The organism is Streptomyces sp. MGP-BFMKR1 (genome assembly GCF_057766585.1).
Map to the genome: position 1 here is coordinate 2252745 of NZ_CM173408.1, position 15059 is coordinate 2267803.

The 15059-nt window shown below is 73.4% G+C and carries 10 protein-coding genes; 1 reads left to right on the forward strand and 9 read right to left on the reverse strand.

The window, feature by feature from the left end; genetic code table 11:
- Positions 1-118: 118 nt before the first annotated feature.
- Complete coding sequence (locus AC3CHW_RS08345) at positions 119-1045, reverse strand: proline dehydrogenase family protein (RefSeq protein ID WP_187063759.1); 927 nt, start codon at positions 1043-1045, stop codon at positions 119-121.
- 1053 nt (positions 1046-2098) lie between these two features.
- Between AC3CHW_RS08345 and AC3CHW_RS08350 the strand changes: the two genes are divergently transcribed.
- Positions 2099-3571 carry a PucR family transcriptional regulator gene (locus AC3CHW_RS08350; RefSeq protein ID WP_488470034.1) on the forward strand — a complete coding sequence of 491 codons (1473 nt, stop codon included), beginning with the start codon at positions 2099-2101 and terminating at the stop codon, positions 3569-3571.
- A 217-nt stretch (positions 3572-3788) separates the two neighbouring features.
- On the opposite strand, the gene AC3CHW_RS08355 is transcribed toward AC3CHW_RS08350, so the two are convergent.
- From AC3CHW_RS08355 to AC3CHW_RS08390, 8 genes are all read right to left on the reverse strand, one after another.
- Complete coding sequence (locus AC3CHW_RS08355; RefSeq protein WP_488470035.1) at positions 3789-5033, reverse strand: serine hydrolase domain-containing protein; 1245 nt, start codon at positions 5031-5033, stop codon at positions 3789-3791.
- 120 nt (positions 5034-5153) lie between these two features.
- Entirely contained in the window at positions 5154-6080 is a 927-nt protein-coding gene (locus AC3CHW_RS08360; RefSeq protein ID WP_488470036.1) for an SAM-dependent methyltransferase, read from the reverse strand.
- Positions 6081-6495: 415 nt separating this feature from the next.
- On the reverse strand, positions 6496-8067 hold the full coding sequence (locus tag AC3CHW_RS08365) for an MFS transporter (RefSeq protein ID WP_488470037.1): 1572 nt from the start codon (positions 8065-8067) through the stop codon (positions 6496-6498).
- Positions 8068-8107: 40 nt separating this feature from the next.
- Positions 8108-8812 (reverse strand): TetR/AcrR family transcriptional regulator, encoded by a 705-nt coding sequence (locus AC3CHW_RS08370; protein ID WP_488470038.1) that lies wholly within the window; start codon positions 8810-8812, stop codon positions 8108-8110.
- A 385-nt stretch (positions 8813-9197) separates the two neighbouring features.
- The gene (gene serA / locus AC3CHW_RS08375) at positions 9198-10802 is read right to left on the reverse strand and encodes a phosphoglycerate dehydrogenase (protein WP_176164300.1); all 1605 of its coding nucleotides are present in this window, start codon (positions 10800-10802) and stop codon (positions 9198-9200) included.
- Between the two features lie 437 nt (positions 10803-11239).
- On the reverse strand, positions 11240-12238 hold the full coding sequence (gene ilvC / locus AC3CHW_RS08380) for a ketol-acid reductoisomerase (protein ID WP_176164299.1): 999 nt from the start codon (positions 12236-12238) through the stop codon (positions 11240-11242).
- A gap of 233 nt (positions 12239-12471) precedes the next feature.
- Positions 12472-12996, reverse strand: a complete 525-nt coding sequence (gene ilvN, locus AC3CHW_RS08385) for an acetolactate synthase small subunit (protein ID WP_176164298.1) — start codon at positions 12994-12996, stop codon at positions 12472-12474.
- 37 nt (positions 12997-13033) lie between these two features.
- On the reverse strand, positions 13034-14896 hold the full coding sequence (locus tag AC3CHW_RS08390) for an acetolactate synthase large subunit (protein WP_398608782.1): 1863 nt from the start codon (positions 14894-14896) through the stop codon (positions 13034-13036).
- Between the last annotated feature and the right edge of the window lie 163 nt (positions 14897-15059).

The window sequence follows — 15059 nt, forward strand, 5'->3', positions numbered from 1 at the left end:
ACTCTTGTCGGCCGCCGAACGGGGCGGCGTGCGTGTGGGGATGCCCACGGACCGGTTCGCCCGGCGCACGGGGCGGGCCCGGCGGCCACGGGGCCGCCGCAGCGCGCCGGTGGGGCGGTCAGCCGCGGCTGACCAGCGAGCGCAGGAAGAAGGTCATGTTGGCGGGGCGCTCGGCGAGACGGCGCATGAAGTAGCCGTACCAGTCCGTGCCGTAGGGCACGTAGATGCGCATCCGGTGGCCCTCGGCCAGGAGGCGCTCCTGCTCGGCGACGCGGATGCCGAACAGCATCTGGAACTCGTACTCGTCCAGCTTGCGGCCGTAGCGCCGGCCCAGTTCCTGCGCGATGGCGACCAGGCGCGGGTCGTGGGAGCCGATCATCGGGTAGCCGTCGCCGGCCATGAGGATCTTCAGGCAGCGCACGTACGCCTTGTCGACCTCGCGCTTGTCCTGGAAGGCGACGTCGGAGGGCTCCTTGTAGGCGCCCTTCACCAGGCGCACCCGCGAGCCCTCGGTGGCCAGCGCGTGGCAGTCCTCCTCGGTGCGGAACAGGTACGACTGCACCACGGCGCCGGTCGACGGGTACTTCTTCCGCAGCTCGCTGAGGATCGCCAGCGTGGAGTCGGTGGTGGTGTGGTCCTCCATGTCCAGGGCCACGTTCATGCCGGCCTCGGCCGCGGCCTCCACGACGGGCGTGACGTTCGCCAGGGCGAGGTCGTGGCCGCCGGGCAGCGCCTGACCGAAGGCGGAGAGCTTGACCGACATCTCCGTGCGGGCACCGAGGCCGAGCGGGGCCAGCTCCTCGGTCAGCGCCAGGTAGGCATCGCGGTTGCGCAGCGCCTCGGCCGGGTCGGTGATGTCCTCACCGAGGAAGTCCATGGTCACATCGAGACCGCGCTCGGTCAGGCCCCGGATCACCGACATGGTCGGCTCCAGCAGCTCGCCCGCGACGAAACGGTCCACCATGGGGCGGGTGACCGGCGCGGCCGAGACGATACGGCGGATGGCGTCGCTGCGTGACGCGGCGAGCAGCACGGGACCCAGCACGGGGCACCTCCACGTTGCGATGGTTCTTGTCAAGGCTGATGGCGCCGGGCGGCCAGGGCCACGACGGCAAGGTGAGCCACTGTGAAACCTATGGAGCGCGCCGGCGCGCGACCATCGACACCTGTCACGCGTTGGTGGCCAGGATCTCAGACAGATGTATGACAATGGTTCCGGCGATGCGCTGCCGTACGCGCCGGGCGTGCGCACTGGGGAGCGCGCCGGACACCCGCCGGGCCGTACGCCGGGGGCCTAACCTCGGCCGGCCGGGGCCCCGCCGGGTCGGCGCCCTTGCCGAGTCGGCGCCTCGCCGGCGCTTGGCGGCGTGCGGTACCGCGGGCGGGTACGGGCCGTGCTCGTACGCCGGAGGACGCGCACGGAGCCGGCCCCACCCGGCGCGCGGTGCCGTGCCGCGACGCGTACCGGCGAGGCCGTCGCGCGGACGGACGGGCGGCGCCGGCTGCGGCGGGCGGGCGGCGCCGGCTGCGGCGGGCGGGCGGCGCTGGCTGCGGCGGGCGGGGCGCGGCGTGCGGACGCGCCACGGAGCGGCGCCGCGCACCGGCACGGGGCACGGGGCACGGGGCACGGGGCACGGGGCACGGGGCACGGGGCACGGGGCACGGGGCACGGGGCACGGGGCACGGGGCACGGGGCACGGGGCACGGGGCACGGGGCACGGGGCACGGGGCACGGGGCACGGGGCACCGAGAGCAGGGCACACGCGGGGCAGGACGGGCAAGGAGTGCGGAGTACGCGGAACGCAGAGCACGGGCCACACGGAGCACGGAGCACGGAAGCATGAAAAACGGGGAGCGCGTGGAACACCTGAAGCACGCGCGGTGCCGGAGCGCCGCGTGAACATCGCGACCGCACGACCAGCCGAGCGCGGCTGACGCGACCGGGAGCCGGAGGGCACGGCGACCGGAGCCGTCGTACCCCGCTCCCCCACCCACCACCTCCCCCGCGCGCTCCCCGGGCGGCGTACCCGCCCGAGAGGCCCGGGGGTTCATCCAGACACCTCGAAAGCCAGCCACCTCGAAGGGGGCCACGCGGCGGATGCGCGGCGACTACCAGCAACTCGTGGATGAGATCTCGGCGACCCTGGGCGCCCCCGCGACCCTGGAGGACCGGGACTTCGGGCTGATCGCGTTCGGGGTGCACGACAGCGACGACGACCTGGCCATGGACCCGGTCCGGACCCGGTCCATCCTCCAGCGCCGTTCGACGGCGGCGGTCCGGGCGTGGTTCGAGGGTTTCGGCATCGCACGCGCGCAGGCCCCGTTGCGCATCCCGCCCGACCCCGCGGCCGGGGTCTTCATGGGGCGCATCTGCCTGCCCGTACGGCACCGGGGCGTCGTGCACGGCTACGTGTGGCTGCTCGACGACGGCCACCTCGCCGACCTGGAGCTCGGACGCCCCGGCGCCCAGACCGACCCGCGGCTCGCCCAGGCCATGGAGACGACGGCCCGCATCGGCGCCCTGCTGGCGGCCGAGGCGCGCAGCGGAGCGGAGCTCGGGGAGTTGCTCCGGGCCCTCCTGGTGGGGCCGCCCGCGGGGCGGGACGAGGCCGAGGCGGCGCTGCGCGACGCGCTCCGTGGAACGGCGCGAGGCCCGCTCGCCGTCGTCGCCGTCACCCCCTGGGACACCGAGAACCCCGCGGAGGCCGGCCCCCTGCCCAACCTGTCGGGGCTCGCCGCCGTCTGCGCCATCGCCGGTCGGCCCCGGGCGGCTGGATCGGGCGCCGGCGGGGCGTCGACGGGCGCACCGCACGCGCCGAGGACGAGCCTGGCCGCGCTGGTTCGGCTGCGTTCGGGCGCGTCGCTCGACCCGGCGCACGCGACGGCGGAGCAACTGCTGCGTTCGCCGCGCGCGGCCGGCGCCGAGCCGGAGCCGCGCTCCGGCACGGCCGACGCCGGCGGGCGGGGGTCGGCGGACGGGGCACGGAGCACGGAGCACGGGGCGGGCCCCGCGCCGTCCGGCCCCGTGGCACCGTCCGGCGGCGGGGCGCCGTCCGGGACGGAGCACGGGGCACGGGGCACGGGGCGCACCGCGCGGGGCGCGGCCGGCCGGGGCGGCGGCGCCGTGCCCGCCGCCCCGGCGCACGGTGTACGGGGCGCCGCGGCGGGCGTGAGCGACGTACGCCGCGAACTCGGCGAACTGCCGGCCGCCTGGCGCGAGGCGCTGGCCGCCGCGCGCGCGGCGCGCGCCGACGAACGCTTCGGGCCCGTCGTCAACTGGGCGGACGTGGGCCCGTACCGGCTGCTGACCGGGTTGCCGGCCACCGACCCGGACCCGGCCGTGCGCCCGCTCCTCGAGCTGGGCCACGCAGAGCTGGCCCGGACCGCAGAGGAGTTCCTTGACCGGGCGGGCCAGGCGGGCCGCACCGCGCAGGCCCTCGGCATCCACCGCCAGACGCTCTACTACCGGCTCTCCCGCGTGGAGCAGTTGACCGGTCTCGACCTCGACGCCGGCGAGGACCGGCTGCTGCTGCACATGGCGCTGAAGAAGGCACGTCTGGCGCGCGCGTAGGGCCGCCGCCCGGCCAGCGTGCGTCGGACCACCCGGCGGCGTGCGTCGGGCCGTCCCACGCCCCGTGTGCGGCCAGCGGCGTACGGGCGCCCGACGGCGCCGCCCCGTCCCTGCCGCCACGGCTGGGGCCAGGCGGCGACGGGGCCGGCGGACGGGGCGGGGCCGGGACGGGGCCGGCGGACGGTGCAGGGGGGAACGGGGCGGCCCGAAGCGCGGTTCAGCGCCGGCAGAACTCGGCCTCCAGCGTGGCGTCCTCCCCCTCCTGCGCCCCGTAGTCGGCGTTCCTGTTCATCGTCAGGACGTGCTCGCCGTCGCGGGTGGCCGCGGTGCGGGTGAGCGAGCCCGGTACCTGTCCGCCGTGGCCCCACACCTCGACGCCGCAGGAGAGGGTGAACGACCGGATGCCCAGCCCGTACGTGGCCTGGGACGCCCCGTTCGTGGGCCGGCGGGGCGCCGCCCGTGGGGTCTCGCCGCCGTCGGGCGGTACGGGGACCCCCTGGAGCATCTCGGCGAGCTGCGCGGCGGGCAGCAGTCGCCCCCGCAACAGCGCGCGGGTGAAGGTGTTCAGGTCGCGCGGCGTGGAGATGACCGTTCCCGCCGCCCAGGCGACCGTCGGGTTGAACTCGGTGACGTCGTGCACCGGGGCCGCCGGGTCCTCCTCGTACAGCCGCGAGTAGTGCCGGCCGTGTGGGGCCGGCAGGGTGGGCGATGACCTCGGCAGCGTGGTGGACGTCAGTTTGAGCGGCTTGATGATCCGGTTCTCGACCTCGGCCTCGTAGTCGTGGCCGGTGACCTTCTCGATGACGAGGCCGGCCAGGATGTAGTTGGTGTCGGAGTAGGACCAGCCCTCCCCCGGCGCGAACACCGGCGGTTGGGCCAGCCCGATGGCCACCAGCTCGTGCGGCGTGGCCCCGTCGTACCGGTGCTGGAGGAAACCCTGCCCGGTGAACCTGGCCAAAAAGCCCGGATCGTTGTTGTAGTTGAAGATGCCGCTGGTGTGGTTGAGCAACTGGCGGAGGGTGATCCGCCTGCCGTCGTAATGCGCGTTCCGCACCAGGCCGGGCAGCCACGTGTGCACCGTGTCGTCGAGGGAGAGCCGCCCCTCGGCGGCGAGTTGCAGCAGCACCGTCGCCGTGAACGGCTTGGTCACGCTCCCCACCCGGAACCTGTCCCGGGCGAGCCGTGGCCGCCCCGTGTCGCGGTCGGCGACCCCGACCGACCGCCGCCACGCCCCGTCGGCGTCGTCGACCCGCGCCACCACGCCCGGGGTGCCGTCGGCGACGACCGCGTCAAGCGCCCGAGCGGTTGCGGCGTGCGGGCGGCTCCGTTCACCGGTGTGCGCGGCGGAGCCCGCCGCGTGGGCGGGGTTGCCGGTCGCCGTGGCCGGTAAGGCGGCCACGGCCGTCAGCGCCCCGGCCACGGCCAGGGCCCCGGCCCCGCGTCGCGGTTGCCTACGTGTCATGGGTCACGCGTCCCTTCGCGAGGGGCGTCACGCCGGATGCGTCACGCCCGTCGCCCGGGAGGACCGAAAGCCGGTGGGCCCGTGTTGCCCCCGCCCGTACGGATCGGGGTGCGGTCAGGGTTACGGGGCGCTGGCGCCCGCCAACCCCTGCGGGACATCACCTGCGGGGAGCGGCTGGCGCATGGCCTGGATCAGCCACCCGCGACCGGTGCCCGCCCGCCGCGGGTCGAACGCCTTCGGCGTGGGGCGGCCGTACTCCACCGCGACCAGTCCGATGTCGCGGATCAGCGGCGCCCAACCACCGCGACGGAACCACACGTCGAGTTCCGTGCGGGGGCCGCCCTGCCACAGGTCGGTGAAGTCGGGCGAGACAGCGGTGCGCGCCGCCCGCAACAACTCCCCGTCCTCGCCGTGGTCGAGGGCCAGCGTGCTGCCGGGCGCCGAGAGCGCGCTGATCGCGTCGAGCAGCCCGTCGGCGGCCACCGACGGCAGCCCGTACACCAGGCCCTCGGCCAGCCACGCGGTACGCGCCGTGGGATCGAACCCCGCCGCGCGGAGCGCCGCGCCCCAGTCCTCCCGCAGGTCGGTGGCGACGTCGACCACCTCGCAGCGCGGACTCGCCCCCGCCGCGCGCAGCGCCCGGGTGCGGAAGTCCAGCACGGCTGCGAAGTCCACCTGGAACACGCGGGTGCCCGCGGGCCAGTCCAGGCGGTAGGCGCGCGCGTCCATCCCACAGGCGAGCAGCACCACCTGCGTACGCCCCGCCGCCGCGGCCTCCAGCAGCGCGGTGTCCAGCGCCACGGTGCGCACGGCCACCTGGTCGGCCATCAGGTCGATGAAACCGGGCCCCGACGGCCCCGCCGGCCCGGAGGGCACGTTGGTCCAGGAGGCGCCGACGTCTCCGGCGGCGTCGAGGAACAGCCGCGCGAACGGGTCCGCGAACAACCGGTCCGCGCGCCGGTGCTCCAGGTCGCGCAGGAACGCGACGCCCAGGGAGGTCTCCGCGAGCCCGGTCAACCCTTCGGCCCGCTCATCTGCTTGCGTCATGGCAATCCTCTTTCCGTTTGTCCGTGAGGTCGCGTCGGCGAGTTCGCGACCGCGAGTTGGCGTCGGCGTGCCGGCTGGGTGCCGCGGTGGCGGCCGGCGCCGTGCCGGCGGCGTACGTGTCGGCTGGATGCGTGCTGACCGTGTGCTGTTCTGGCGGACCGTCCCGCGCGGCCCCGCGTCCCGTCGGGCGACGACTGCCCCGCGCCCCGTGCTCCGTGCCAGGACCGCCGCCCCGTGCCCCGTGCCCCGTGCCCCGTGCCCCGTGCCCCGTGCCCCCAGGCAGGATCGCCGCCCCGCGCGGCGCCCGCCCCGCCGGACGGGGCGGTGGCCCGCGCCCCAGGTCCCCGTCCCCACGGGCGCCGGGGGCGCGGGGTGCGCCGGTGGTCCCCGCCCCGGGGGGCCGCCGGCGGTCTCGTCAGCCCAGGTGCGGTGCCATGGGTTGGGCATCGGTTCGGGCGTTGGCATCGCGGCTCGGGCGCGGGGTGTTCATCAGGGCGCCGACCACGGCCGCCGCCGCGACGAGGATCAGCGAGGCCGCGACGAACGCGTCCGAGAACCCCTCCGTCAGGGCCTGCCTGGCGACGTCCGGGGTGGGCGGCCGGTGCGCGCTGAGGTAGTCGGACGTGGTGCTGGCGGCGATCGTGTTGAGCAGGGCGGTGCCGATCGAGCCGCCGATCTGCTGGGCCGTGGTGACCGAGGCGGAGGCGATGCCGGTGTCCTCGGGGCGCACGCCGTGCGTGGCGTAGTTCATCGCCGGGGCCATCACCAGGCCCATGCCCATGCCGACCAGCAGTTCCGCGGGGAGTACCCCCGCCGCGTACGAACTGTCCGGCTCCAGCGGGATCAGCCAGGCCGCGCCCGCCGCGGCGAGCAGCAGCCCCGGTGCCACCAACGCCCGTGGCGGGACTTTGGGCAGCAGTCGCGTGGCGATGCCGCCCGCGCCGAGCAGCACGCCCGCGGTCAGCGGCAGGAAGGCCACTCCGGTGACGACCGCCGAGTAGTCCTTGACGGTCTGCAGGTAGTAGGTGAGGAACAGGAACATCGCGAACATGCCGACCATCGCCAGGCCCACCGCCAGGTAGGCGCCGCCGCGGGTCCGGTCGAGGACCACGCGCAGCGGCAGCAGCGGCGTGCTGACCCGCCGCTCCACCACGACGAAGACGGCGAGGAGCAGGACGCCCGCGGCGAGCAGGCCGAGGACGCGGCCGGAGCCCCAACCGTCCGCCTCCGCCTCGCTGCAGCCGTACACCACGGCCACCAGGCCGCTGACGGCCAGCAGCACGCCGGGGATGTCGAAGCGGGCCCGGCCGCCGCCGGTGCGGGTGTCGGCGGGCAGCGCGTACCAGCCGAAGACGGCGGCGACGGCGATCGGCACGTTCACGTACAGGCACCAGCGCCAGTCGAGGTACTCGGTGAGCAGGCCGCCGAGCACGAGGCCGAGGGCCCCGCCGCCCGCGGCGATGGCGCCGAAGACGCCGAACGCCTTGGCGCGTTCCTTCGCTTCCGTGAACATGACGGCCAGGAGCGAGAGCGCGGACGGGGCGAGCAGTGCGGCGAAGACGCCCTGGAGGGCGCGGGCGGCGAGCAGCATGCCGAGGTTCTCCGCCGCGCCGCCGAGCGCCGACGCGCCGGCGAACCCCAACAGGCCGATGACGAAGGCGCGTCGGCGCCCCGTGTAGTCGGCTATGCGCCCGCCGAAGAGGAGCAGGCTGCCGAAGGCGAGGGTGTAGGCCGTGATGACCCACTGCCGGTCGCCCGCCGAGATGGCGAGGTCGCGCTGCGCGGAGGGCAGGGCGATGTTCACGATCGTGATGTCGAGCACGATCATCAACTGGGCCATGCCGATGAAGAGCAGGGCGAGCCAGCGTCGTGGGTGGGCGCCCGTCGGGGGCTGGTCGGTGGGCGCGGCCGTGGTTCCCCGGGCCGCGCCGGGCGCCGGCTCGGGCTCCGGGAAGGAGCCGCCTGGCCTGCGGTCGCTGACGGACATGGTGGTGCCTCTCTCAGGAGCGAGCGGTGCGGTGTGTGGGTCAGGCCCGTGGGCGTGACGGGGGCTGGTGGCCGATCAGTCGTGTTCTGATCCGCTTGAACCAGCCGAGGTCGACGGCGGGCCCGGGGAGCGTGGCCCGCTGGTCGCAGGTGCCCGGGGCGCGGAGGCCGTCGAGGTAGATCTCCAGTTGGCGGTGGGCCAGGTCGCCGTCTTCGGCGAGTTGTCCGCCGGCCAGGGGTCGGGAGATGCGCATGAGCATCAGGGGCAGGTCGCCGAAGCGCACGTCGGGGCGGAGCGTGCCGGCCGCCTGGGCCTGGGTGACCAGTTCCTGTACCGGGTCGGCGGCGTCCTGCCGTACGCCGTCGAGTACGTCGTCGACCTCCAGCCGCCCGATGAGCGCGGGCATGACGGAGCCCAGTTTGAGGTCGAGCGCCGCGTGCATGAAGGTGCGCAGCGCCTCAAAGGGCTCGACCTCGGCGTCGCGCGCGGCCAGTGCGGCTTCGCCGAGGGCCGTGAGCACGTCGATGGCCACGCCGCGGATCAGGTCGGTGCGGTCGGGGAAGCGCCGGTAGAGGGTGGCGACGCCGACGCCCGCGCGGCGGGCGATCTCGTCCAGCGGCGCGTCCGGGCCCTGGGCGGCGAAGATCTCTCGGGCCGCGCGCAGGATCTGCTCGCGGTTGCGCCGCGCGTCGGCCCGCATGCGCGGCGGCTCCGTGCCGGCGGTGGGAGCGCGGTCGGGGGTCACGGGTTCCTCCTCGGTGGGCCGGGCGGTGGCGGCGGGCGCGGCGCGGAGGGCGTTCGCCTACGCGGGGCAGCAGGGCACACACATCCCGTAGATGGATGGTTTTTCTCCACTTCCATCAGCGTAGGGCTTGCCGCGCATAAATTCATCACCTGTTGAGTAAGTGAGAGAAAAAAACCGGGCCCGCACCGTCATCGCGGTGCGGGCCCGGCTTCCCGGTATACGCGTACACCCCCACTGACCAGCCCGTACGAGCCCGTCGACCGGCGCGGACACCGCGCGCCGCGACCGGGGCCGAGCCCCGTCGGCGCGCGCTCGCCGGCCGCCTGTGTCGCGGACGCCCGCGGGTCCCGGCTCGCGCCGTGCGGCCCCGCGGGGAGTCCCGCCGTCAGTCCGTGAGGTTGACCGCGCGGGCCGACGTCGCGCCGATCTCCACGGCGATCTCGCCCATCACGGTCGCCGGAATGCTGTCGTCCACGGTCAGCGCGACGAGCGCCTCGCCGCCCGCCGTCGACCGGGAGACCTGCATGCCCGCGATGTTGATCCCGGCCTCGCCGAGGACCCGGCCCAGGGTGCCGACCACGCCGGGGCGGTCGCTGTAGCGCAGGACCGCCATGTGGTCGGCGAGCGCGAGGTCGATGTCGTGCTCGCCCACCGCGACGATCTTCTGCTGGTGCTTGGGGCCGGCCAGCGTGCCCGAGATGGACACCTCCTGACCGTCCGAGAGGGTGCCGCGCACGGTCACCACGTTGCGGTGGTCCGGCGACTCGGAGCTCGTCGTCAGCCGCACCTCGACCCCGCGCTCCTGCGCGAACAGCGGCGCGTTGACGTACGAGACGGTCTCCGCCACGACGTCCTCGAACACGCCCTTGAGCGCGGAGAGTTCGAGCACCTTCACGTCGTGCTGGGTGATCTCGCCGTAGACCTCCACGTCGAGACGGACCGCGACCTCGCCCGCCAGCGCGGTGAAGATCCGGCCGAGCTTCTCGGCCAGCGGCAGCGCCGGACGCACGTCCTCGGCGATCACACCGCCCTGCACGTTGACCGCGTCCGGAACCAGCTCGCCGGCGAGCGCGAGGCGCACCGACTTGGCGACCGCGATGCCCGCCTTCTCCTGCGCCTCACCCGTCGAGGCCCCCAGGTGCGGGGTCGCCACGACCTGGTCGAACTCGAAGAGCGGCGAGTCCGTGCACGGCTCGGTGGCGTACACGTCGAGGCCCGCGCCCGCTACCCGGCCCTCCTTCAGCGCCGAGGCCAGCGCCGCCTCGTCGACGATGCCGCCGCGCGCCGCGTTGACGATGCGCACCTCGGGCTTGACCTTGTGCAGCGCCTCGTCGCCGATCAGCCCCAGCGTCTCGGGGGTCTTCGGCAGGTGCACGGTGATGAAGTCGGAGACGGTGAGCAACTCGTCCAGCGACAGCAGCTTGACCCCCATCTGCGCCGCTCGCGCGGGCTGTACGTAGGGGTCGTAGGCGACGATCTTCATGCCGAAGGCGGACATCCGCTGCGCGACCAGCACGCCGATGCGACCGAGGCCGACCACGCCGAGCGTCTTCTCGCTCAGCTCGACGCCGGTGTACTTGCTCCGCTTCCACTCGCCGTTCTTCAGGGCGGTGTTGGCCTGCGGGATGTTGCGCGCGGTCGCGACGATCAGGCCGCACGCCAGCTCCGCGGCGGTGACGATGTTGGAGGTCGGCGCGTTCACGACCATCACGCCCGCCTTGGTGGCGGCGGCGACGTCGACGTTGTCCAGGCCCACGCCGGCACGGGCGACGACCTTGAGCCTGCGGGCGGCGGCGATCGCCTCGGCGTCCACCTTGGTGGCACTGCGTACGAGGATGGCGTCCACGTCGGCGACGGCGGGGAGCAGCTCGGCCCGGTCCGCACCGTTGCAGTGCCGAATCTCGAAGTCGGGGCCGAGGGCGTCGACGGTGGCGGGCGAGAGTTCTTCAGCGATGAGTACGACAGGTTTGCTGGGCTTGGCAGTGCTCACGTGGTCTCAGTCCTCACTAGTCCTTTGCGGACGGCCGTCCCGACGGCCGAAGGCGGTGAAGGGGTCAGCCGCGTGGAAGACGCACGACGCTGTGAGCCTGACGCGCTTGTGGAAGCAGTGTAGTGGCGTACGGGCCCGCGTCTCGCGCCGTCGCGCAACATCGCCCGGTTCTGAGCGGGCCCTCTGGACAACGTCGTCAAGGGCGGCTCACATCCGCCGCCCGGCCGCGGGCCGGCGCCCCCTCTGCGGCCCCGGTCACGCTCGTGACCTGGGGCGACGTGGGGCCCGGCGCGACGTGGCCAGGCCGGGCCGCCCGCCCCCGCCGCGCGCCGGGGCCGCGGCGCGCGGTGGCCGGCTGGCGGGGCGGACGTGGCGCGGGCGCGCGGCGCCGGGGTGTCTCCCGGCACCGCGCGCCCACGCCCGCGCCGGTGGCGCGCTTACTCGTTGTCGTCGACCCAGCTCATGAGCTTGCGCAGCTCCTTGCCCGTGGTCTCCAGGAGGTGGTCCTGGTCGGCCTTCTTGTACTCGTTGTACTTCGGCAGGCCCGCGTGGTACTCGGCCATCCAGTTCTTGGCGAAGGAGCCGTCCTGGATCTCGCCGAGGACCTTCTTCATCTCGGCCTTGGTGGCGTCGTTGACGATGCGCGGGCCGGTGACGTAGTCGCCCCACTCGGCCGTCTCCGAGACCGACCAGCGCATCTTCTCCAGGCCGCCCTCGTACATCAGGTCCACGATGAGCTTCAGCTCGTGCAGGCACTCGAAGTAGGCGATCTCCGGCTGGTAGCCGGCCTCGACCAGGGTCTCGAAGCCCGCCTTGACCAGCGCGCTCGCGCCACCGCAGAGCACGGCCTGCTCGCCGAAGAGGTCCGTCTCGGTCTCCTCGGTGAAGGTCGTCTTGATGACGCCGGCCCGCGTGCCGCCGATGGCCTTGGCGTACGACAGGGCCAGGGCGAAGCCCTTGCCGGTGGCGTCCTGCTCGACGGCCGCGATGCACGGCACGCCGCGACCCTCCTCGTACTGGCGGCGCACCAGGTGGCCCGGGCCCTTCGGGGCGACCATGGCGACGTCGACGCCGGCCGGGGGCTTGATGAAGCCGTACCGGATGTTCAGGCCGTGGCCGAAGAAGAGCGCGTCGCCCTCCTTGAGGTGGTCCTTGACCGACTCCTCGTAGACCGTGGCCTGGATCGGGTCGGGCACCAGCATCATGATCACGTCGGCCTCGGCGGCGGCCTCGGCGGGGGTCACCACGCGCAGGCCCTGCTCCGCCGCCTTGGCCCGGGACTTCGAGCCCTCGTGCAGGCCGACCCGGACGTCGACGCCCGAGTCGCGCAGGGACAGCGCGTGGGCGTGACCCTGGCTGCCGTAACCGAGGACCGCGACCTTGCGGCCCTGGATGATGGACAGGTCTGCGTCGGCGTCGTAGAACAGCTCGGCCACTTCGGGTATCTCCTAGCTTCTGGGTGGTGCGACCCACCGTATGACGGCTGGGCGGGGGAAGGGTTGGGGGTCTCGCTATCCGGTCCCGCGGGCCGGCCGGAATCCGCCGGGGTGGGGCGGACGCGGCCGGCCTGGCGCGCGGACTCGGGGCGCGTGCGCGGTGGTACGCGGAGCGCGGTGGCGGCGGGTGGCACCGTGCCGTCCCCGGGGTACGGGGCGGGCGCGGTGGCCCGTTACGCGGAGCGGTCGAGGGCGCGCAGGCTCCGGTCCGTGATGGAGCGCGCGCCCCGCCCGATGGCGATGGTGCCGGACTGCACCAGCTCCTTGATGCCGAAGGGTTCCAGCATCTTGAGCATGGCCTCCAGCTTGTCGCTGCCGCCGGTGGCCTCGATGGTGACGGCCTCCGGGGAGACGTCCACGGTCTTGGCCCGGAAGAGCTGGACGATCTCCACCACCTGCGAGCGCGTCTCGTTGTCGGCCCTGACCTTCACCAGAACGAGTTCGCGGTGGATGGCCGAACTGTCCTCCAGCTCCACGATCTTCAGCACGTTGACGAGCTTGTTGAGCTGCTTGGTGACCTGCTCCAGGGGCAGTTCCTCGACGTTGACCACGATGGTGATGCGGGAGATGTCGGGGTGCTCGGTGACGCCCACGGCGAGGGAGTCGATGTTGAACCCGCGGCGCGAGAACAGCGCGGCGATCCGGGCGAGGATGCCGGGGGTGTTCTCCACCAGAACGGAGAGCGTGTGCTTGGACATGGGTCTCTCTCTTCTCGGCTTGCGCTCGGCCTGGTGCTCAGTCGTCTTCGTTGTCGCCGAAGTCGGGACGGACCCCGCGGGCGGCCATGACCTCGTCGTTGGAGGTCCCCGCCGCGACCATCGGCCAGACCATGGCGTCCTCGTGGACGATGAAGTCCACCACCACGGGGCGGTCGTTGATCGCGTTGGCCTTCTCGATGACGGCGTCGAGCTGAGCCGGGTCGTCGCAGCGCAGTCCCACGCACCCCATGGCCTCGGCCAGTTTCACGAAGTCCGGCACGCGGGTTCCGGTCGGCTTTCCCTCGTCTCCGCCTTCGCCGGGGCCGGAATGCAGCACCGTGTTGGAATAGCGCTGGTTGTAGAACAGGGTCTGCCATTGCCGGACCATGCCCAGGGCGCCGTTGTTGATGATGGCGACCTTGATGGGAATGTCGTTCAGCGCACAGGTGACCAGTTCCTGGTTGGTCATCTGGAAACAACCGTCACCGTCGATCGCCCACACCGTACGCTCCGGCCGACCGGCCTTCGCGCCCATGGCCGCCGGCACCGCGTATCCCATCGTGCCGGCCCCGCCCGAGTTCAGCCAGGTCGCCGGCTCCTCGTACTGGATGAAATGCGAGGCCCACATCTGGTGCTGCCCGACACCCGCCGCGAAAACGGTGCCCTGCGGCGCCAACTGCCCAATGCGCTCAATCACCTGCTGCGGCGACAGACTCCCGTCCGACGGCAGGTCATAGCCGAGTGGATACGTCTTGCGCCACCGGTCCAGATCCGCCCACCACGCGGCCAGATCGCTGACCCGGCCCTCGGCCGCGTGCTCGGCGCGCACCGCGGTCACCAGGTCGGAAATCACCTCCCGCGCGTCTCCCACGATCGGCACGTCGGCCAGGCGGTTCTTTCCGATCTCGGCCGGGTCGATATCCGCGTGCACCACCTTCGCCAGCGGCGCGAAGGAATCCAGCCGCCCCGTCACCCGGTCGTCGAACCGGGCGCCGAGCGCGACGATGAGATCCGCCTTCTGCAGGGCCGTCACCGCGGCCACCGTGCCGTGCATCCCGGGCATCCCCAGGTGCTGCGGGTGGCCGTCCGGGAAGGCGCCGAGCGCCATCAGCGTGGTGGTCACCGGCGCCCCGGTCAGCTCCGCCAGCACCCGCAACTCGGCGCTGGCCCGCGCCTTGAGGACGCCGCCGCCCACGTACAGCACCGGTCGCCTCGCCTGCGTGATCAGCCGCGCGGCCTCCCGGATCTGCTTGGCGTGCGGCTTGGTCACCGGCCGGTACCCGGGCAGGTCCGTCTGCGGCGGCCAGGAGAACCGCGTCCGCGCCTGCAACGCGTCCTTCGCGATGTCCACCAGGACCGGGCCCGGGCGGCCCGTCGAGGCCACGTGGAACGCCTCCGCGATGGTCCGCGGGATATCGTCCGCGTCCGTCACCAACCAGTTGTGCTTGGTGATCGGCATGGTGATGCCGCAGATATCCGCCTCCTGAAAGGCGTCGGTACCAATGGCCTTCGAGGCCACCTGTCCCGTGATGGCGACCAGCGGCACGGAATCCATGTGCGCGTCGGCGATCGGGGTCACCAGATTGGTCGCTCCGGGGCCGGAGGTCGCCATGCACACCCCGACCTTTCCGGTCGCCTGCGCATATCCCGTCGCGGCATGTCCCGCGCCCTGTTCGTGACGCACCAGCACGTGCCGGACCCGCGATGAATCCATCATGGGGTCGTACGCGGGCAGAATCGCCCCGCCGGGAATTCCGAAGACTACGTCTGCTCCGACCTCCTCAAGCGAACGAATGAGGGACTGCGCGCCCGTGACGTCCTCAGGGGTGACGGACTGCTGTCCGTTTCGGGCCCGCGGCTGGGGGTGGGGAGCCCCGGTGGCCTGCTCGGTCATCGGCATTCTCTTCTCGAAGATGAGGGGTGGTGCGGGGGTGGAAAGTGCGTCAGTGCAACAAAAAACCCCTCGTGCCGTGAGGCAATCGAGGGGAGCGCGTCGGGAGGAGGTCCGCAGGGCCTTTGTGGCCCTGCTCAGCCGACGCGCTGTCCAAGTACGAGAATTCGGG

Excerpts from the sequence above, each read along its gene's own strand:
- AC3CHW_RS08390 (WP_398608782.1), bottom strand. The coding sequence starts at position 14,896 with ATGCCGATGACCGAGCAGGCCACCGGGGCTCCCCACCCCCAGCCGCGG.
- AC3CHW_RS08350 (WP_488470034.1), top strand. The coding sequence starts at position 2,099 with ATGCGCGGCGACTACCAGCAACTCGTGGATGAGATCTCGGCGACCCTG.
- AC3CHW_RS08360 (WP_488470036.1), bottom strand. The coding sequence starts at position 6,080 with ATGACGCAAGCAGATGAGCGGGCCGAAGGGTTGACCGGGCTCGCGGAG.
- AC3CHW_RS08365 (WP_488470037.1), bottom strand. The coding sequence starts at position 8,067 with ATGTCCGTCAGCGACCGCAGGCCAGGCGGCTCCTTCCCGGAGCCCGAG.
- AC3CHW_RS08355 (WP_488470035.1), bottom strand. The coding sequence starts at position 5,033 with ATGACACGTAGGCAACCGCGACGCGGGGCCGGGGCCCTGGCCGTGGCC.
- ilvN (WP_176164298.1), bottom strand. The coding sequence starts at position 12,996 with ATGTCCAAGCACACGCTCTCCGTTCTGGTGGAGAACACCCCCGGCATC.